This window comes from Pedobacter sp., from assembly GCF_965249885.1.
Taxonomy (GTDB): Bacteria; Bacteroidota; Bacteroidia; order Sphingobacteriales; family Sphingobacteriaceae; genus Pedobacter.
Genome location: NZ_OZ252254.1, coordinates 3,603,932 through 3,624,322, shown reverse-complemented (window position 1 = coordinate 3,624,322; position 20,391 = coordinate 3,603,932). Strand labels below are relative to the sequence as shown.

The following is a 20,391-nucleotide window of genomic DNA, read 5'->3' as shown; positions in this document are numbered from 1 at the left end:
TAATCCTTAGGCCCACCCCCTTTGCTATTCATCTATTTCGAAATTTATGACGGGTTTAAATTTCTTCTTAGCTTCTAAAATCAGTTGATTCTGCAGCTGATTTTTCATATCAATACTTTTATTATCTTCTAAGTTAAACTTTAACTTCTGTGGGTTCTGCTGAAAGTGGCCACCTTTTTCTACTGCAAAGTGGCCACCTGTTACGCTCCAAAATGGCCACCTGATTTCGCTTAAAAGTGACCATTTGACTGATTTTAAAGGGTTTTGAGTGTTGAAAACAGTGTTCTGGATTGATGGTTTGCCCGCATAGTTTTCATGCCTTATAGCGCTTTAAAATTCACTGAAATCAAAAGATTGTGGCCTGTCTGGATGTCGTTGGATTTCTCCGTGAGATTTCGAAGTTGATGGTGGGCAATCATGCCTTTTGCGTAGCAAAAGCAGTTTCGAAACGTTTACTATCGGAACTTCCGTGGATCGGAAAATAGGTGTCTTGAACTATTTGTAAGTTGGGTTCAAAAAAGCTGAGCATTAGGTTAGGTGGTCAGTTTGGAACGAAATGGAGTGGCTACTTTTACCGAAATCTACACTATGAATTCATTAAATAAAAAATTGTCATTTATTTAATAACTTTAACTGCCAAATCGTAACAAACTAACCGAAATACAATTTTGAAACTACCGTTGTGCTTGCTTATCTCGTTTGCGTGGTTGCTAAGCCAAACATCACACGCCCAACAGGCCGTAAGCCTAAATCCTTCAATTAACCAACATATATTTTCCTACAAAGAAATCTATTTGTTTGAAGATAAGACCGGTAAACTCGGCATAGAAGGTGTGTCGTCAAAAAGCGTAAGTGAATCTTTTACCAGTAGCAAAACTTTCGTTCCCAAAGCTACTCACCGGCAGTCAACCTATTGGTATCGTATTAATCTAGATAACGGTGTCGAAAATAATAGCGCTTTTCTATTAGAATTCTACGATCAAACTATTGACAACATACATCTATACGAACCCACTGAAAGTGGAAAATATAACCTTTATGACTTTGGAGCAAAGCTTAATTTTGAACGAAGAGAGTTGCATCATAAAAACTTCACATTCAATATAAACAGGAACTTAAAAGGCACCCATACTTATTATATCGCTATCAAAACCGAACAGCCAGCTGCTGTAATGATTGTACTTAAGAAAATAGACTGGTTTATACAATATGGGCTAAAGGAATACATGTTATTGGGATTGCTGTATGGCATGATCGTAGTGTTTTGTCTATATAATCTTGTTATGTTTTTTGCAGTAAAACAAAAACAGTATTTATATTACGTGGTCTACAATCTAAGCATAGGACTTTATGAGGTTTCGTCCAATGGCACAGGTTTTCAATACTTATGGCCAAGCTATCCAGAATGGAACGAAATAGCATATGGAGTAGCACTATACATGGCGGTTAGTTTCAGTATGCTTTTTACAAGAGAATTTTTACATCTCAAGCAAAAGCGACCTTTAATCGATAAATTAATTATTTACTATCTTATCTTAAGGACGATTTTCTTCTTTTGTTGTCTTTTTATAAACAACCACTTATTTGTTTATAAATTCATTGAAATCATACCTGTTTCATTAGCACTATTGGCAGGAATCTATGTATACCGTAAAGGATATTACCCTGCCAGATTTTTCGTAGCAGGTTATTCGTTTATCTTGTTAGGTATTGTTATCAGGATTATAAAAGTGCTAAATGTGGGCAAAATGCCCTTTGGACCTATTAATTTTTACAGCCTGAGTTTTTGTTTGATCATGGAAATGCTCTTTGTGACTTTCGCTATCGGAGATAACATACGACTATTGAAGAAGAAGAAAGAAAAGGCCCAGCGTCGTATAATTAAAGAACTTGAATCCAAGCAGGAATTAAAGGATAAACTGAATAAAGAGTTAGAACAAATAGTTGCCAGAAGGACTAAAGAAGTACTTGAAAAATCGGAGATTATTGAAGCGCAAAATCAGGAACTGCTGCAACAAGCTGAAGAAATTCAGCAGATGAATAAGCTGCTTTCCGTTGATAACACAAAACTTAAAAAGGACATTACTGAAGTAACAGAAGCTAGGGTAATGTCTAAAATGATGAGTTACGAGGAATTCATTAAAATCTATCCCGACAATGAAACCTGTTTCAAATTTTTAAGCGATTTAAAACTGCAACATGGTTTCAATTGTAAGCGCTGCAAAAACACCACCTTCTATCAAGGTCACCAAAGTTATAGTAAACGATGTACGGCCTGCGATTACGAAGAGTCGGTAATTAACGGAACTATATTCCAGAACAGTCGAATTCCATTAAACAAAGCGTTTTACATGGTGTATATCATATATGTCACCAAAGGCAAAATATCTTCTTATAAGCTTGCCGAAATACTCGGAATTAGACAGGCAACATGTTGGTCGAACTTGAATAAAGTACGCGGTTTAATGACCGAAAGAAAACAAGAGTTTAAAAATGCAGGTCAAGACGGCTGGAGCAAGTTAGTTTTAAATTAAAAAAGCACTTTTTTTCGAAGCGTGTTAAAATTTTTTTAACAAATCATTCATAGGCTATTTTATGCCTTGAAAATCAATATCATAACTCAAAATACCAAATGGTATTTATGCGTATTAAAATCATTTCAACAATTTGATTATCAGTTATTTATGATATTTTTTATTTGTTTTATTGATTAATACTTGGATATATTTGCAATGCATTCCAATTAACCAAGTATAAACCTAAGCAAATAATTTTGTGATCAAGCAGCAGCTACATCTACGATGGGTACTATTAGTCGTATTAACACTTCAACAACTAAGTGTAAACAGTGCACCTTTACTAACCAATATCACCGGACGGAAAACAACAAGTCTTAATGGCAAATGGCAATATATTGTTGACAGTTACGAAACTGGATTTTACGATTACCGATACATAGAAAGAAATGAAAATGACCCAGAAGCTTATTGGAATACGGATAAGCCGGCTCACTCTTTAGATAGAAAAGAACATGGCTACAACGACAAGTATACGCTAAATGTCCCTGGCGATTGGAACTCCCAGGCCGACAAATTCTTATACTACGAAGGAACCGTCTGGTATAAGAAGACTTTCGATTATCAAAAAACCTCGAAAACGAACAAGCTTTACCTCTACTTTGGCGCAGTTAGCTACCGTGCAGATGTTTACCTGAATGGAAAAAAACTAGGCATACATAAAGGCGCCTTTAGTGCCTTCAACTTCGAGATTCCGGACTCGATTTTAAAAGCAAATGGAAACTTCCTAGTGGTTAAGGTTGATAATAGGCGATACGCTAATGAAATACCAACACTAAATACCGATTGGTGGAATTATGGAGGTATCATTAGAGATGTATCGTTAGTTGAAGTCCCAAATAAGTACATCAGCAACTATTTTATTCATTTAGCGAAGCCAAGCAGCACCAGTAATCAAATACAGGGTTGGGTTGAAGTTTCAAATGCAGCTTTAAATGACATTGTGAGCATTGATATTCCAGAATTAAAGATCTCTCAGAAACTGAAGGTTACCTCGGAACGAAGAATTTCGTTTTCTTTTAATGCCCAAAAACTAACCAAATGGAGTGTAGAAAACCCTAAACTATATAATGTGACCTACACTTTAGGTACTGATAAGATTTCAGAGAAAATTGGCTTCCGTAATATTGAAGTTCAGGGAGAGAAAATAATGCTAAATGGAAAGTCGATATTTTTAAGAGGAATTAGCATACATGCAGAAATACCTCAGGAAGCTAGACGGGCACATAGCCAAAAAGATGTCGCTCAATTATTGGGATGGGCTCAAGAACTTGGATGCAACATGGTACGTCTAGCACACTACCCCCACGATGAAAAGATGACAAGATTAGCGGATTCCTTGGGATTATTGGTTTGGTCGGAAATTCCTGTGTATTGGACCATAGACTTCAAAAACCCAGATGTATTTGATAAAGCAAAAGTGCAACTGGATGAAATGATTGATCGAGATAAAAATAGAGCCAGCATCATTATTTGGTCTGTTGGGAATGAAACTCCTGTAAGCGAGACAAGAACGAATTTCATGAAGAACTTGCTGGAAGAAGCTCGAAAAAAAGACCCTACTCGACTCGTTTCGGCAGCACTTGAAGTCAATTACCACTCCGAAGAAAATATGAGATGGATTGATGATCCACTTGGCGCCTATGTAGATATCGTTTCATTTAATCAATACTTGGGTTGGTATGGAGGAACTCCTGAAAGTTGCCGTACTGCAAACTGGGGTACACACTATAAAAAACCCCTATTTATTAGCGAAACAGGTGCCGAAGCTCTCGGTGGTTATCATGCAAACGCAAATCAGCTATGGAGCGAAGAGTTTCAAGAATGGTTTTACCAAGAACAGGTGGCTATGCTGAAAAGAATGCCCTCGAATTTTGTAGGCATATCACCTTGGTTGTTAGCTGATTTCAGGTCACCAAGAAGAAATAATCCAGTTTATCAAGAAGGCTGGAATAACAAAGGTCTTTACGACCAGAAAGGTAACAAAAAAAAGGCCTTCTACGTACTTAAAGCCTATTACGACGAACTAAGCAAAACAAAATAATTTATGAAGAAACTATTTTTTATACTGTTAGTTGGGTTATGTTCCACCTTGCAGGCGAAGGAAAAATTTATCAGTGTTAAAGGAAAAGAGATCGTAGATGCAAACGGAAATCCTTTTCTCATCAAAGGCACCAATTTGGGCAACTGGTTAGTGCCAGAAGGATATATGTTCAAATTCAAAAAAACGAATTCGCCATCTCAAATACATGATATGATTAGCCAACTGGTTGGTCCTGCGGAAGCCGCCGATTTCTGGGCAACTTTTTTGGAGAATTACATTACTGTAGATGACATCAAATTTCTAAAAAACACAGGCGTAAATTCCATTAGGGTACCGTTCAATTATAAACTATTTACAAACGAAAGTTATATGGGCATCAGTGATGCTACGAGAGGTTTCGATTTACTAGATAAAGTTATTGACTGGTGCAAACAAGAAGGACTGTACGTGATTTTAGATATGCATTGCGCTCCTGGTGGACAAACAGGAGATAATATAGATGACAGCTATGGTTATCCGTTTTTATTTGAAAATGAGCGAAACCAAGACTTAGCTATTGAAATTTGGACAAAGATTGCCAAACGTTATGCTAAAGAACCAATGGTGATAGGCTATGATTTGTTGAATGAACCTGTCGCTCACTACTTTGACACTAAGACTTTAAATGGTCTAATTGAGCCATTATACAGAAAATTGACCACTGCGATCAGAAGCGTAGATAAAAACCATATCATTTTTTACGGTGGTGCGCAATGGAATACAAACTTTACCATCTTCTCCGAGCCTTTTGATAGTAAGGCGGTTTATACGTTTCATAAATACGGTGACCAGCCGAATTACGCATCCATCAAACGTTTCATAGAATTTAGAGAGAAGTACAACGTACCAATCTACATTGGCGAAACCGGAGAAAATACCGACGAGTGGGTAACCGAATTTAGAGGCTTGCTGGAAAAGAACAATATAGGCTGGCATTTTTGGCCCTATAAAAAGCTCGATAATCCGAAGAACATTATCTCGGTGCAGTTACCAGAAAACTATCAAACTATAATTGATTACGCCGAAAACAATCGCGGTTCTTATAAGGAAATCAGAGAAATAAAGCTTAATAGAACCGAGATTAAAGCAACGCTAAAGCAATATTTGGAAAACATAAAATTCAAAAACTGCATCCCTAACCAAGGCTACATTAAGGCGCTCGGTCTTAATATAGCAACACCAACCCAGACCAAATAAACCAACACATATATGAACATCAAACTTAAATCAATTCGCTATCTCGTATTGATCCTATGCTGCTATAGCAATATGGCTATTGCGCAGCAAGTATCAGTTAGCGGGAAAGTTAGAGACATCGATGACAATACAACCATCCCCGGTGTTGCTGTAAAAGTGAAAGGCACCAATAACGCCACACTTACAGATAATGACGGAAAATTCACTATTAAAGTCAATGCCACTGCAACCTTGGTGTTTTCTGCAATTGGCATGAAAACAAAAGAGGTCATATTAAAAGACGAAACCGAGTTAAATATCCTTTTATCTAAAGACGTACAAACACTAAATGGCGTGGTTGTGGTAGGCTACGGCGTACAAAAGAAGAGTTTGGTAACAGGTGCGATTTCATCAATTAGTACGAAAGACCTGGAAGTACCCGGAATTATGCGGGCAGATCAAGCACTACAGGGAAAAACACCTGGTGTTACCGTGATGATGAACAGCGGACAACCTGGTTCGGGTGTGAGCATCCGCATCCGCGGTGTGGGAACAAATGGTTCCAATGACCCATTGTTTATAGTCGACGGGTTTCCAAGGGGAGATCTCGAAGCAGTGAACCCGAGAGACATTGAGACTATGGAAGTCCTTAAAGATGCTGCTTCGGCAGCTATTTATGGTGCACGAGGTGCAAACGGAGTAATTATCATCACTACTAAATCTGGCAAGGCTGGAAAAAGCAAATTAGATTACGAATATTATCGGGGATTTCAAAACATCAGAAAATACATTGATGTACTAGATGCTACCCAATATGCACGTATCCAGAATGAACTACATTTCAACTCCAATCTAGCGCTCCCTTTCTCGGAAACCGAGATTAATAAAATGGGAACTGGTACAGACTGGCAAAGGGAGATTTCGTACCGTAATGCGCCGATACAAAACCATCAAGTTTCAATTTCGGGCGGATCAACAAAAAACACCTACAGCTCGTCGTTTTCATATTTTTCGCAGTCGGGCACGCTGGCTAAAGGAAAGTCTGATTTTGACAGGTATACTGGCCGTATCAACACTAAACAAAATGTAATTGAAGGTGTACTTAATACTGGTGTTAATCTTAATGTCACCAATGTAAAACGAGCATCTATTGCTACCAATAGCGGTAACTCTGGTCCAATCTTAAGTGCAATAAATATGGATCCTGTAACACCGGTGATGAATGATGATGGAACATTTGCTATATCACGCTATGTATCTCAAGAAATTGTAAATCCGATAGCACGAATCTACTATACCAATGGCTCGTCAGGCTATACTAGGCTTAATGCGGATGTTTTCGGTGAAGTACAGATCATCAGTGATTTAAAATTCAAAAGCAGCTTAGGTTTGGCCTTACAATACAATGAATCTAGAGGCTACACCCCTATTTATTACCTTAACTCCACTAACAGAACAGTTGCTACAGGAACAAGCAAATCTATGTCTGAAAGTAGGGATTTAAATCTTGAAAACACCTTAACTTACAGTAAGAAAATAAATATCCACTCCTTTTCGGCAATGTTAGGTAACACGCTAAATACGGGAAAAGGAACCAACGTATCGGCCTCTAAAAATGGGCTTTTGTATGACGATCCCAACTACGCGTATCTGGACTTGGCAAAAGATAATACCAGCGCAGCAGCATCTGGCGGAGCATGGCATTCGGGCCTAGTATCTTACTTCGGTAGAATAAATTATGATTTTAATAATAAGTACATGATGACCGCCACTTTCAGAGCGGATGGATCATTTAGGTTTGGAAAAAACAATAAGTTCGGCTACTTCCCATCAGTGTCTGCTGGTTGGAATGTCCATAACGAAAAGTTCTTAGAAAATGTACGGTTTGTAAACTCATTAAAAGTTAGGGCAAGTTGGGGCCGCACCGGTAACGATCAGATAGGTGATTATGCTTTCGTTTCAACCATAAGCACTTACGCCCGCAATTATTATTTTGGAAATGATGTACAACAAATTGGTGCTTCTCCTGCAGGCGTATCCAATCCAGATTTGAAATGGGAAACATCCGAACAAGCAAATATTGGTGTGGATGCGGAATTATTCAAAAATTTCAAAGTTACCTTAGATCTCTATCGTAAAGCAACCAAAGATTTATTGTTAAGGGTACCAATCCCTTATTACGTAGGCAATGGAGCACCATTTGGTAACGCTGGAAATGTACTAAACCGAGGTATAGAACTTTCATTGGGCTACCAAAAGGATTTCGGCAAGCTTTACATTGAAGCCAACATTAACGGTGCTTACAACAATAATAAAGTTACCTATGTAGGCAACACCAACGGATACATCACTGGTGGCAATGCAGGCAATCAAATGGGCGATATTGCCAGAATGGAAGCAGGTTTACCTTTAGGTTACTTTTGGATGTATACTATGGACGGTATCTTCCAAAACCAGTCGCAAATTAATGCATATAGAGGACCAAGTGGGAATTTAGTACAGCCTAACGCCGTACCTGGCGATATCAAGTACAAAGATTTAAACGGCGATGGAATTATAGATAGCAGAGACCGTTCCATGGTTGGCACACCACACCCAAAATTTAACTACGGCTTTAACTTTACGGCTCGTTATGGCAATTTAGATTTCAACGTATTTTTTAATGGACTGGCGGGCAATCAAATCTTTAATAGTTTGCATCGTTGGGATTTACCAACGGCTAATTTCCCTGTAGAAATTATTAACCGCTGGCACGGCGAAGGGACTACAAACAGCTTCCCTAGAATTGCCGCAGGAGATTTGAACGGGAACTTTGCCAATGCATCAACGTTCTTTTTAGAAAATGGCTCCTACCTGCGCTTACGCAATGCATCTATCGGCTACACGTTCCGCAACTTAAAGGTGGCGAAGTTGGACAGGATTAGGGCGTATATTACCGGAAACAACCTTTTTGTACTTACTAAATATACCGGCTTTGATCCAGAAGTATCAGGCGGAGCCCTAGGGTTAGGTATAGATAGAGGTGTTTATCCACAGCCTCGAACCATAATGATCGGTGCAAATGTTGGCTTTTAATTGATATTAGACATGAGAAATCAATACATTAAAATAGTACTTCTTCTCTTGGCATTTAGCCTTGGAGCGTGCAACAAAAATATAGACTTAGATCCAATTACTTCTGATACGGAATCTAACTTCTATCGTGATCAAAAAGATTGCCTACAGGGCTTAGCTGCAGCATATAACGTGCTACTTTGGGATGCGCCGCAAAACCAAAACGCACCTTTTCAGCTGTTAAGCGAAGTGTTGGGCGATAAGTGTTTTACCGGCGGAGCTTCTGCCACTGACTTGCCATCATTGCAAAGAGTAGACAGAGGCGTGATGCGAACAGATGACCTTACTCCTAGGGCAATGTGGTATAAATACTATACTGGAATTTATCGGGCTAATTTGCTTTTGGAAAAATTGCCAAATGCAGCGTTTGATGATGCTGCAGTTAGAGAACGATATGCGGCCGAGGCCAAATTCCTAAGGGCTTACTATTATTTCGACCTGGTACGTCTCTTTGGAAATATCCCGTTGATATTAAAAGTTCTTCCACCGTCAGAATACAACCAAAAGCAGGTATCCCCGGATGAAATCTACAAACAAATTGCAGAGGATTTGACATCAGCGATAAGTGTATTACCACGCTATAGAAGCTTACCCCCTGATGAATACGGACGTGCGAGTGCCGATGCGGCTAGAGGTTTACTGATGCGAATTTGGCTTTATTACACTGGATATTACAAAAAGAATCAATTGGCAAATGTAACCTCACAACAGATATTAGCGATTTCTGAAGAACTGATTAACAATAGCGGACATGATTTACTTCCAAAATTTTCAGATGTTTTTATCAGCGAAGCGCCTTTTAACCATAATAACAAGGAAGCAGTTTTTGAAATCCAATATTCAGCTAAAGCTAGTAGCGGAAATTTCAGTTATAGAGAAGAGGCAAATGGCAATCTATCCGTAATGCTGTGGTCAATGCGAGATCCTAACTCGGCATCACCTTACTCGCCAGGCTGGTCTTTTGCCCCAATTGACGCCGAGTTTTATAATTCTTTCCCAAATGATGACTTAAGAAAAGAGAGTACATTCTTTCTGCCAAGATCACAATCTGTTTCATTTACAGCGGGATACCAAAACACCGATATTTTTCCTAAAAAATGGTTGGCTCTAAAAGCTAATCAAAGCTCTAGGGGCGATTTTAGGTTAAATTTCCCAAACCACTTTGTATCTATCCGCTTTGCTGATGTATTGCTAATGGCTGCAGAATTACAACTACAACACGGCGGCACACAAGCGAAAGCACAAGCTTACTACGACAAAGTGACTAAAAGAGCACATGCAACCAGTTATGTTCCTCCAACCGTGACTTATGAATTGATTTACAGAGAACGTGAACTGGAACTAGCGCTAGAAGGTGTGAGATATTGGGATTTAATGCGTAGAGGATTAGACTACGCTCAATCTAAAATCGACATTAACCGTGGTGAACCATTCATTAGTAAGTTCAACCGCGGCGCAGATGGTTTGTTTCCCATTCCCCAAGAAGAGATCATCAATTCGAAATACGCATTGATACAAAACAAGGGCTACTAAAACTTTAATAAGATGAAGAATTTAAGTTTAATTACATTTTTGCTTTTAGCTCTTATGGCTTGCAAAAAAAACCTCACATTGGAAGACCCAATTGCTGAGGGCGATATCAATATTATTATCCAAGAAATGCCTACTCCAAATGTTTACCGTTTTATCAATGGTCAAATAGGAAACACAGCAAAAGCCAAATGGAACCTAGGTAACGGGGAAGAAGTTGTTGGCGATACCGTTATTGGCAAATATCCTTTTAAAGGTAGTTATAATGTTTCCTTATCTGTTTTTAACGGTATCAAAATAGTGGAAAAATCTGTACAGGTATCTTTTAAAAATGACAACCTGGATCTAGATCCTGTTTATGGGCTTTTAACCGGTGGCACTTCCGCTGCAAATGGCAAAACTTGGGTATTAGATTCATTATTGGATGGGCACGTTAAGCTGATTAACAACGGCTCTACTACGCCATGGAACCGATTGACAAAAACAAACAAAGGCGTTTACGATGATGAAATGACTTTTAAACTCGCTAACAAAGAATGTTTGTATAAAAATAACAGATCATCCTATTGCCACGGCGGAACTATCGACGGCGTAACTCAATTCAGGCTGAAAGAACTTAACGATTTCTGGGGCACCGCAAGCATTTTTGCTGCTGACGGTGGAGATCTAGTCGTTAATTATACGCCAAAAGATGCTACTCAACACTGGGAAATGGAAATTAGAAACGGTAAACATTACCTCCAGCTTAAAGGTGGTGCTTTCTTCTTCTTTTATCGGGGTACCTCTACTGTTATCGAGTATGAAATCACATCAATCAACGAAAATGAAATGGTAGTAACGCATTATGAAACAGCGCCACAATCAAGGTTAAACGCTTTGTGGAGAGACCAATATACATTAATCAGAAAAGGTTACGTAAGACCATAACCACTAAAAATTAGCTTTATGAAAAGTTTATACGTTATAAAAAACATTGTTGTTCCCATGCTTTTTTTGGTGGCACTTGTAGCAAGTTGTAAGAAAGATCAGGATAGGTTTTACAACGTTCAAGATGGTCGTTTTCAGGTTTTCAGTGAGAAATCTCGACTGAACGGCAACGTAGTTGAAAACCTGCCCATGTCGGCCACCAACAAATTCAATTTGGTTTTTGTTAACCCACCGCAAAACGCCGATGCCGTTATCAGCGCCGAGGAAGTAAACGGCATTTATATTGAAGAAACTAAAGTAAAACTTAGTGGTACATCAACCGACATTACCGTAAAAGGAACACCTAAATATGAAGGTACCTTTACCTTAATACTGAAAATTAGAATAGACGGAGAAACTTATGTTTGTAGTACAAAGTTTTTTGTAGATAAGCCTAATGTAACAAGTATCACTTTAGACTTGTCGGAAGATGTTCTATACAATGCAATCAACGAAGTTTCCAGAGAATTTACGGTTTACCCAAGATCCACTGCATTTGACATTACAGCTCCCGCTGGATTGACGGCAAGTATTGAGAACATTGATAATGATAGAAGACGATTAAAACTTGTAGTTTCAGACGACTTTGTTGCTGGAGATGTGGTTATAAAAGCTAGCTTTTTACAAATCCCGCAGGTAACAAAAACAATCAAAGTTACCGCCTTTTCTAATGGAGATGGCACCTTAGCCAAACCTTATGAAGTGTCTGATTTCGGCAGGTTCAACAGAATACGTTACGCTTTGTCTGCTAATTACAAACTGACCAACGACATTACAGGTGGAGCATTCGCAACTATTGCCGGCAGCTTTACAGGCTCATTGGACGGCGATAACAAAAAAATATCAGCCATTGCAATTAACACATCAACAGTTGATAATAAAGCCTTGTTTACAGAGCTCGCTACTACAGGAACTATTAAAAACCTGGAATTAAGTAACCTCGCCATTACTGCGCAAAATAACGTAGCAACCATTGCTGTTACCAACAGAGGCACAATTGATCGCATTAAAATATCAGGTACGGTTACTGGAAAACAATATGTTTCTGGAATTACTGCTAATAACTTCGGAACAGTATCCAATAGCGATGTTACTGCATTAACGATAACTGGTGAAAATTTCGCAGCAAATTACGCCGCAGCTACCAACAGTGGTTCTATTCAATCTAATAATACGATTGTAAGTACTGCCACCAACTTTCCTGCAAATGTGTATGGAGTTACAGCCCCTACCATAAGCAATTTCGCCTTTAATCCTACAGATGGTACAATAGAAGTAAAATCAGCCCCTAACAACTTGACTTCAGTACCCGTTGTTGGGCAGCAGAGAGTTACCTTTACCCCGTCATCAGGTTTTATTTCTGGAGATGTAGTACTTGCATTAAAAAAGGGCAATATATCACTGAATAAAACTGTAAAGGTTTATGCTAAGCAGGAAGGCTCCGTATTTGATGGCGGTGATGGTTCTACTACCAATCCTTATCTCATTTCCTCGGAAGACGGCTTATTCGGCATGGCTAATGGCACCGACAAGCATTATAAAATTATCGCTGATTTCAACCTAACAAGAGCATGGACTCCAATTAGTAGTTTCTCGGGATCGCTAGATGGAAATGGCCACAAAGTGAGCAATTTAACGATAACCACTACCAACGCGAACGATGGTTTCTTTGCAACACTTACTGGAACGGTAAAAAATTTACAACTATTGAATGTGAACTGTACCACTAGTGCTTCTTTTGGTACAATAGCTGGAAGGTTGACTGGAGGAACTTTGCAGAACATCAAAATTACTGGCAACGTTACCTCTACAAATACTGGCGATATACTAGGTGGAGTGGTAGGTGACATGTCAGCTGCTGCAAAGGTTACTCAAATAACAAGTAACTTAACTATCAAAGCTTCTTGTGGAATGGTAGGTGGTTTGGTTGGCCGACTAACGACCAACGCTAGCGGCGTAGCCGAAATTTCCTTCTCAACCGCAGCAGGAAGCATAGAAATTAGTGCTTCAAAGAACAGAATTGCTGGTATTTTAGGAAGAGCAGAAGGTAGTAATGTTGGCGGCGGTGTAGTTAAAAATTGCCGCTCGTCTGTAAACATTTCATCAACTGCAGCCGTTGCCGCCACAGTAAATGGCGTAGGTGGTATTTTTGGTGCCGATCAAAATGCTGGTATTGTACCTATTGATCAATGTATTTTTGATGGTACTATCTCTTGTGGCTTTTCTGTGGGGGGAATTGCCGGCGTAGGGTCTTCTATCACCAATTGTTCGGTAGAAGGTGCTGGTGCAAATCAATCCACCCCTACTATTAGAGCTACAGGTACACCAGCAACGGGGAATATTGGTGGCATTGCAGGCACAAACAAATTTAAACTGGAAAACTGCATCGTTAAAAATGCGACATTTAGATCTACCATTTCAACAGCTTCACTTCCAGTAGCAGGGATTTCCAGCACTTATCAAAATAACGGTTACACCGCAAACTGTTTTATAGCAAACACGTCATTGGAAGGCTCAAATACTTTGCCTAACGGCAACAATGTATTCCGCATATCAGGTACGGCTGCAAATGGAACGGGTGTAAATAAGAAAAATTATGTTGGCATTGGCATTACCATTCCAGTTCGAGAAATTGCTTTCGTAGAAGATCCAGATGGGCTTGACGGAGCAACTACTTCGTCAACCGGTCAAACTTTTTTTGAAAACACACTAGGTTTTAACTTCTCCATATGGCGAATTGGAACAGATGGCTATCCAACGCTAAGAAACGCAGGTTACAACGGAACTTATTAACATCAACACTAAAAAGTATCAACGATGAAGAATTTTAAATTTTTGTTGGCTATGGGAATCCTTTTTATTGGATGCGCCAAAAGTAATGAGTATGAACCCAAAAAAAATACCGTGGTTCAATATCAGGCTCAGGGAAAAAAAGGAGCTGATTTTAGCACTAACACAAAAAATGGCACATGGTGGGGTAACACCATTAACTTACAAAGTCACTGGTTTTATACATGGGGATTAACTATCCCTTTTGAACTAGCACCGCAAAATGCTGAGTATGTACCGATGTTTTGGAGCAAATCATCCGTTACAGAGGCTAATATTGCACAGGCAAAAGCTTTCAAGTTACAAGGCAGGGCAAGATATATTCTCGGTTTTAACGAACCAGATTTAGCAGATCAAGCGAATATGACTGTACAGGAAGCTTTAGATCTTTGGCCACAATTAGAAAGCATTGGCTTGCCTCTGGGTAGTCCTGCCGCCTCTTGGCCAACAAATACTTGGATCTATAACTTTATGGATCAGGCTATAGCTCAAGGCAAACGTGTAGATTTCATCTGTGTGCACATGTACGTAGGCACCGATGAAAATCACTTCATCAAAATATTGCAAGACCTGTACGATAAATATCATAAACCCATTTGGATTACAGAATTCGCTACTGTTCATGATAGGGCTACCACAATGGCAGAAAATCCATACACCCCAGAAATGGTGCTAGCATTTATGCAACGGCTACTACCAAAGTTGGAAGCTTTAGACTTTGTACAACGCTACTCGTGGTTTTCAGGTTCTCCTACCAGTGCCCGTTTATGGCCGTCGGCACTAGTTGATGCCAATGGAAACTTAACCAAACTTGGTAAGTGGTATGCTGAATATAAACCAAATCCAGATATCAAGAGATAATATCAATCTCATTAATGCTCTCCTTATAAATTAACGCTCTTCTTGAACCTTGTTATTAACCAAATAAGACACTTAATGAAAAAAAAAATTACACTTATAATCGCAACATGTTTTATCGCCCAAATTGCTTTGGCTCAAAATTTCACTAAAGGTAATTTGGTGATTGCCCGATTGGGAAATGGCGTTAACACATTAAATTCTGGAGCGCTTCCAGTTTCATTGATAGAGGTAGATCCTACTACTAAAGTGGTAACAAATACCGTGAATATACCTTCTACCACTGCGGGACAGCGCTTACTAATTAATGGCAATCCAGCGGCTGGCGCCAACGAAGGTGGCATCTCACTATCGGCAGATGGCAGATATATCGTGATTGGTGGAGCCGATGTGGTACTATTTGACAATAATACCGGTCCAGATAATAAGAGTTTTGCAAGAATTAACGGCATTGGAAATGTTGAATTATTTACCATCAATGGCACCATCAATAATGGTTTCATCAGAGCTACTACCAGTATAGACGGCAACGGCATATGGCTTACTTCCAACGACAGAATTGGATACGTAGCTTGGGGCGCTACTGGTGCTAGTCTTTTTTCCAACACAGGATCAAGATATGTACAAATAGTAGGCAACCAATTGTATAGCGTAAGTGGCACAAACCCTGCAACTGTCCTTAACTTTGGAATTCCCCAAACAACCACAACAACCAATAATGGTACTGCGTTAACCGGCACATCATCTAGTACCGTACAAAGTGCCTACGGCTTTGCTTTGCTCGACTTAGATAACACTATAACGAATGCCATAGACGGAAACGATGTTTTGTATATAGTTGATCAAACAGCTGCCTCTCCGGGAATCATCAAAATGGCCTACAACTCGGCTTCTAATAACTGGGATTATATTGGTAAATATAGCAGCTCTGTACCATTTTACGGCTTGACTGGAAGAAAAACCAATTCAGGCCAAGTTGAACTATTCACGGTGAGCAATTTTGGCGAAAATAACCAAGTAGTATCCGTTGTTGATGCTAACAGCCGAACCACGTTTAATAGTGGTTCTATTACGCAAACTACGTTAGCTAGTGCCGGCACCAACTACGTGTTCAGAAGTGTAGCATTCTCTCCTTTTGATGCAGTTCTTCCTTTAGATCTACTTTCTTTCCAAGCCAGTGCAAAAGGCAATAATGCGACGATCAGATGGCAAACGAAAAACGAATTGAATTTAGATGAATTCATCATAGAACGAAGCACCGACCAAAATAGATTTGAAACTATTAAAACTGTTAAAGCTAAAAATACAGCGGTTGAAAATAATTATCAAATACAAGACGATAATTTACCATCTTCGAACTATTACTATAGATTAAAAATAACTGATTTGGATGGAAATAAGACCTATAGTGATATTAAGGCAATCTCAGCAAAAGGCTTAATTAGCTTTAACTTATTCCCTAATCCAGCACAAGATGTTATCAATTTAGAACTGCCAATTTCTGAGAAATCTCAAATTGCATATATATATTCTTCTGAAGGCAAATTAACAAAGCAAATCAAGCTTCAAGCAACCTCAAGCAAGCAGCAACTTGATATATCCACCTTAAAGCCAGGAGCTTATATGATTAAGATTGATCACATCAGCCAAATGTTTATTAAAAAATAACCAGTTAAAAAATTTCATGAAATGCTATCTAATTTTCGATTAGATAGCATTTTTTAACGGAATTTCCTGTGGAAAGTCAAAATGCTAGCAATATGTCATCCTAATTTGGCAACTAATTTAAGCGTATTTCGGTTATACTGATCGATATATCGTTATCTAGTCAATTGTATTTTCATTATTCAGTTAAGATTTTTCTAAACTGTAAAGTTATAGGCGGATGAGACCGTTCAACAAAAAACTACAAGTTTTGCCCAAAAGTCAGCAGGTTATGATCGGGATCTAATAGCGAAAACTCACGTTGTCCCCAAGGTTTGTCGGCTAAAGTCCCATTAGGATGTATGATGACACCTTTGTGTTGAAATATGCCATATAGCCCGTCAATTTCATCAGTACGGATATAGACCTGACCGTAGTTGTCCTTTGGGTTAAGACCAGGAAACAAAAAGAAATGGATTTCGATGAGATCCCGTTTCAGCATCAGGTATTCACCATAATCGGCCAACAGGGTAAAACCTAGGAGGTCCAAATAGAACGCTTTGGTAGCCGCCTTGTCCCTCATGGGCAGCTTAGGATGGATCTGTGTCAACATATTATTATATTCAGTTCAAAATCAAAAAGCAGTAATTACTGTATTAATTGTTATTTTGTTACGCTACTTCTCCTTAAGTTCAGTATTGATCATTACTACTGCAGCCAATATTAACCAGCTGGCCATCCCAAATATAAAAACTCCGAACAGGTGAACACTTGTCATATTCGATTTTAACATCAGGGCAACTATACCAAACACCACCACCAGTTGTCCATAATAGCCCAACCATTTCATCGGAGCACCCCTGCCCACCATCAATATTGACCAGATTAGTATAGCCACCGTAATGGAAACCATGAAGATATAGGCCAAGGCGCCATTAAAAGACCTGGCATAGTCCAAAATAGCGTTTAGCATACCTAGTTCCACTTTACCATCTGCAAAATGAGCGACAAATTTTGGCAGTACCAAACCGTTGATTGTACCAGCAAGTGCCGCTGAGCCCAACCCCAACATAGCTATAAAAAAGGCCAACATGGCCAAGCGATTAGGCGTTGCCAACAAACTGCTTACCCCCCAAAGCCCAAAAGCGATCAACGGTACGCATGCAATGGCTAACGAATGTGAGAAGATAAGCATTTCCCTGATCTTTACCATCTGTTGTACATCTCCACCAATTGGATGTAGTACCATTGTTAATACGGCCATCAGCGAGCCAAGCAGCAGATTGATACCTGCCAGTTTCTTCGAGAAAATTTCCATGAGTTATTTTTTTTCAAAACTCATCAACCTCGCTGTAAACCGCACTTGACGAAAGTCAAGAAATCAAAATAATTTACTTTTTTGCACGCAGCCGGCTCAATGTTTCTGGTGCAATCTTGAGGTAGGAAGCAATCATCTTCAATGGAAAAGCTTGCAGCAATGAAGGCTGAGTGGCCGATAGCAGCGCATATTTCCTCACCGGCACTATTGGCCGTTTCCAGATAACGGAGCCTTTCAGTTCCTTTTTGTAGCAGACCGCCCAATTGGAAAAACGCTGGGGAAGCTGCAATCAGCTGATGGATGGCATGCAGCGAGATCTCCCTGACCAACATATCCGAATAGGCCGCAATTATAGTAACAGAAGGCTTTTGGGAAACAAAACTTGAGTTGTTAAAGCACCAATCACCTTCTGTATACAGGCCCAGTATATTTTCCTCTATTCCCTCTCGATCGTAATCAAACTGATAGGCAGCGCCGGAAACCAACAAATAGACGGATTGCGATACCTGCCCTAGAGATAAAAGTTCGCTCCCTTTACGTATCTCCCTTAGCACACACTCGCCCTCAAAACGGGGCGACTTCCTGTTCTGAAAACCTTCCTACCGCAGAAAGTACCTGAGAAAGTGCATTGGAGCCAGCTACCATAAAGAGAATTGTTTTGTTGAATTTGCAAAAATTAGTTGGATAAAAAAAGGCCAATCCATTTTCATCGACTGGCCTTTGCGATAAGCGTAGTTCACCCTATATAAATCACGTTTTAGAGCTCGAATCTATTTCATTTCAGCCTTATATGTATTCTCTTTAAAAAATGATCCACAAATTCGGTCTGCACCGCATGATCACCTATCTGCGCATGATGCTCACTACTTTCGACAGCCCCTGACCTTTAAGGTTCAATAAATAGTTCCCCCTTGAAAAAAGGCTTAAATCAAGCATGAGCGTTGTAGCTTTCTTTGCTATCGGCATCCTAAGCAGTATCTTTCCATTCATATCGGTCAAGGTAGCCAGCTCAAACATCGATGCGGGCAACCTTACGGTTACTTTCCCGAAAGTCGGGTTCGGGTAGACCATCAGATCTCCACTTGCCAGGCCAAATAAGGAAAATTGTTGGCCAAGCTCGCTGACCGTACCATCCAGATCAACCTGAACGAGCTGGTAAAGGTTCGTACCGTCTACAGGATTTACGTCCACATAGCGATAGCTCGAAACACTTGTGCCCGCCACCGAGCCGAAAATTGAGAGTAGTTTCCATTGCTGATCGGCCGTCCACTTATATAGCCTAAACTCCCTATGGTTGACCATCGACTCCACAGACCAGGAGAGTTCAATACCATTGGATAATGGCTTCGCGAAAAAGCCGGCCAGCTTCACAGGCAGCACTGCCGCCACTACAGGTCCCCTAGCGGCACTCTCAACTGCAGTCCCAAAAGCGATGCCGTCCCTTGGAGTGACCTCAAAGCTGATGAACTTGCCCACGTCGGCCGCCGTTAACGTATAGTTTTGAGCAGTGGCAGAAGCGATAGCGCTCCTGTTAAGTCCTAACGCATCATCTGACCTGTACCATTTGAACGTTGTCCCCGATTGGGCATCATTGTCGGGGTCGCTGTAGCTATAGCTGCCCGTCAACTGCTGCCCCACCGTCAGCGTTCCCGTGTTGGAAACAGCACTGGCCACTGGTACGCTGTTGATGGTAAATATCGGATTGGTACCACTGAAAACGCCCGCTCCCGGCGTAAAATTATATTCTGTGGCATCATCGCTAAGCCAGTTGGCACGGTTGCAAATTGCGGCCAAGATCTCCGCCTTCGTTCCCGAGAGCTTGGTACTGTTGTATCTAAAGTTGTCGATGTGCGCAGCGCCGCCGAAGCCGACAGCGGTAGTGCCCTCTGTAAGCCCGGCCGGAAGTTCGCACCCACCATTAGCATTGCTGGAAAGGCCCGTATTCCAACCATTGGTTATTCCCGTACTAGTTAAACCGCTATTGAAACCAAATATAAAGCTTGGATTGGCTTCACTGCCTTGATAAACAAGCATACTGTCCCCATTTTGTCCAAAGGGCGATGTGGTAGCGGTGGTCGAGGTCCAGCCCTCCAGTACCGTACAGCTGCCCACGCTTGGAGTGGTAGCAACACTGGGTACTGCAGCTGATGAGGTAACGGTAAACATCACTACCGTTCCCTTAGCCAGCCCAACACTTGGAATTGTCCAAGAAAAGCGGCCTTCGCTGCCATTGCTCAACAAGCTGCTGAACGAATTGCTGTAATAAGCCTTATCGGAAAAATAGATCACCTCATTGG

General features: G+C 40.2%; 13 protein-coding genes. 9 read left to right on the top strand and 4 right to left on the bottom strand.

Annotated elements, in window-relative coordinates:
• The first annotated feature begins 668 nt into the window (after positions 1–668).
• The 9 genes from ACY2A0_RS15435 to ACY2A0_RS15395 all read left to right on the top strand — a co-directional run bounded on the left by ACY2A0_RS15435 (position 669) and on the right by ACY2A0_RS15395 (position 16,800).
• Positions 669–2,534: a 7TM diverse intracellular signaling domain-containing protein gene (locus ACY2A0_RS15435; RefSeq protein ID WP_461791612.1), complete on the top strand. Its 1,866-nt coding sequence runs from the start codon at positions 669–671 to the stop codon at positions 2,532–2,534.
• Between the two features lie 241 nt (positions 2,535–2,775).
• Positions 2,776–4,620: a glycoside hydrolase family 2 protein gene (locus ACY2A0_RS15430; RefSeq protein WP_461791611.1), complete on the top strand. Its 1,845-nt coding sequence runs from the start codon at positions 2,776–2,778 to the stop codon at positions 4,618–4,620.
• A gap of 3 nt (positions 4,621–4,623) precedes the next feature.
• The gene (locus ACY2A0_RS15425) at positions 4,624–5,856 is read left to right on the top strand and encodes a glycoside hydrolase family 5 protein (protein WP_461791610.1); all 1,233 of its coding nucleotides are present in this window, start codon (positions 4,624–4,626) and stop codon (positions 5,854–5,856) included.
• Between the two features lie 12 nt (positions 5,857–5,868).
• Complete coding sequence (locus ACY2A0_RS15420; protein ID WP_461791609.1) at positions 5,869–8,910, top strand: SusC/RagA family TonB-linked outer membrane protein; 3,042 nt, start codon at positions 5,869–5,871, stop codon at positions 8,908–8,910.
• A 12-nt stretch (positions 8,911–8,922) separates the two neighbouring features.
• Complete coding sequence (locus tag ACY2A0_RS15415) at positions 8,923–10,482, top strand: RagB/SusD family nutrient uptake outer membrane protein (RefSeq protein WP_461791608.1); 1,560 nt, start codon at positions 8,923–8,925, stop codon at positions 10,480–10,482.
• A gap of 12 nt (positions 10,483–10,494) precedes the next feature.
• On the top strand, positions 10,495–11,406 hold the full coding sequence (locus ACY2A0_RS15410) for a hypothetical protein (RefSeq protein ID WP_461791607.1): 912 nt from the start codon (positions 10,495–10,497) through the stop codon (positions 11,404–11,406).
• A gap of 18 nt (positions 11,407–11,424) precedes the next feature.
• The gene (locus tag ACY2A0_RS15405) at positions 11,425–14,238 is read left to right on the top strand and encodes a beta strand repeat-containing protein (protein ID WP_461791606.1); all 2,814 of its coding nucleotides are present in this window, start codon (positions 11,425–11,427) and stop codon (positions 14,236–14,238) included.
• 24 nt (positions 14,239–14,262) lie between these two features.
• Positions 14,263–15,135, top strand: coding sequence for a glycosyl hydrolase (locus ACY2A0_RS15400; RefSeq protein ID WP_461791605.1), 873 nt, complete (start codon positions 14,263–14,265; stop codon positions 15,133–15,135).
• Between the two features lie 75 nt (positions 15,136–15,210).
• The gene (locus tag ACY2A0_RS15395) at positions 15,211–16,800 is read left to right on the top strand and encodes a T9SS type A sorting domain-containing protein (protein WP_461791604.1); all 1,590 of its coding nucleotides are present in this window, start codon (positions 15,211–15,213) and stop codon (positions 16,798–16,800) included.
• 238 nt (positions 16,801–17,038) lie between these two features.
• Here the strand turns inward: ACY2A0_RS15395 and ACY2A0_RS15390 are convergent, their stop codons facing one another.
• From ACY2A0_RS15390 to ACY2A0_RS15375, 4 genes are all read right to left on the bottom strand, one after another.
• Complete coding sequence (locus ACY2A0_RS15390) at positions 17,039–17,389, bottom strand: bleomycin resistance protein (protein WP_461791603.1); 351 nt, start codon at positions 17,387–17,389, stop codon at positions 17,039–17,041.
• A gap of 63 nt (positions 17,390–17,452) precedes the next feature.
• Complete coding sequence (locus tag ACY2A0_RS15385) at positions 17,453–18,094, bottom strand: hypothetical protein (protein WP_461791602.1); 642 nt, start codon at positions 18,092–18,094, stop codon at positions 17,453–17,455.
• Between the two features lie 23 nt (positions 18,095–18,117).
• Positions 18,118–18,648: a Crp/Fnr family transcriptional regulator gene (locus ACY2A0_RS15380; RefSeq protein ID WP_461791601.1), complete on the bottom strand. Its 531-nt coding sequence runs from the start codon at positions 18,646–18,648 to the stop codon at positions 18,118–18,120.
• A 289-nt stretch (positions 18,649–18,937) separates the two neighbouring features.
• Complete coding sequence (locus ACY2A0_RS15375; RefSeq protein WP_461791600.1) at positions 18,938–20,383, bottom strand: T9SS type A sorting domain-containing protein; 1,446 nt, start codon at positions 20,381–20,383, stop codon at positions 18,938–18,940.
• Between the last annotated feature and the right edge of the window lie 8 nt (positions 20,384–20,391).

Bases quoted from the DNA above. Each gene is read 5' to 3' on its own strand.
- ACY2A0_RS15425 (WP_461791610.1), top strand. From the start codon at position 4,624: ATGAAGAAACTATTTTTTATACTGTTAGTTGGGTTATGTTCCACCTTG.
- ACY2A0_RS15420 (WP_461791609.1), top strand. From the start codon at position 5,869: ATGAACATCAAACTTAAATCAATTCGCTATCTCGTATTGATCCTATGC.
- ACY2A0_RS15415 (WP_461791608.1), top strand. From the start codon at position 8,923: ATGAGAAATCAATACATTAAAATAGTACTTCTTCTCTTGGCATTTAGC.
- ACY2A0_RS15410 (WP_461791607.1), top strand. From the start codon at position 10,495: ATGAAGAATTTAAGTTTAATTACATTTTTGCTTTTAGCTCTTATGGCT.
- ACY2A0_RS15405 (WP_461791606.1), top strand. From the start codon at position 11,425: ATGAAAAGTTTATACGTTATAAAAAACATTGTTGTTCCCATGCTTTTT.
- ACY2A0_RS15400 (WP_461791605.1), top strand. From the start codon at position 14,263: ATGAAGAATTTTAAATTTTTGTTGGCTATGGGAATCCTTTTTATTGGA.
- ACY2A0_RS15395 (WP_461791604.1), top strand. From the start codon at position 15,211: ATGAAAAAAAAAATTACACTTATAATCGCAACATGTTTTATCGCCCAA.
- ACY2A0_RS15390 (WP_461791603.1), bottom strand. From the start codon at position 17,389: ATGTTGACACAGATCCATCCTAAGCTGCCCATGAGGGACAAGGCGGCT.
- ACY2A0_RS15385 (WP_461791602.1), bottom strand. From the start codon at position 18,094: ATGGAAATTTTCTCGAAGAAACTGGCAGGTATCAATCTGCTGCTTGGC.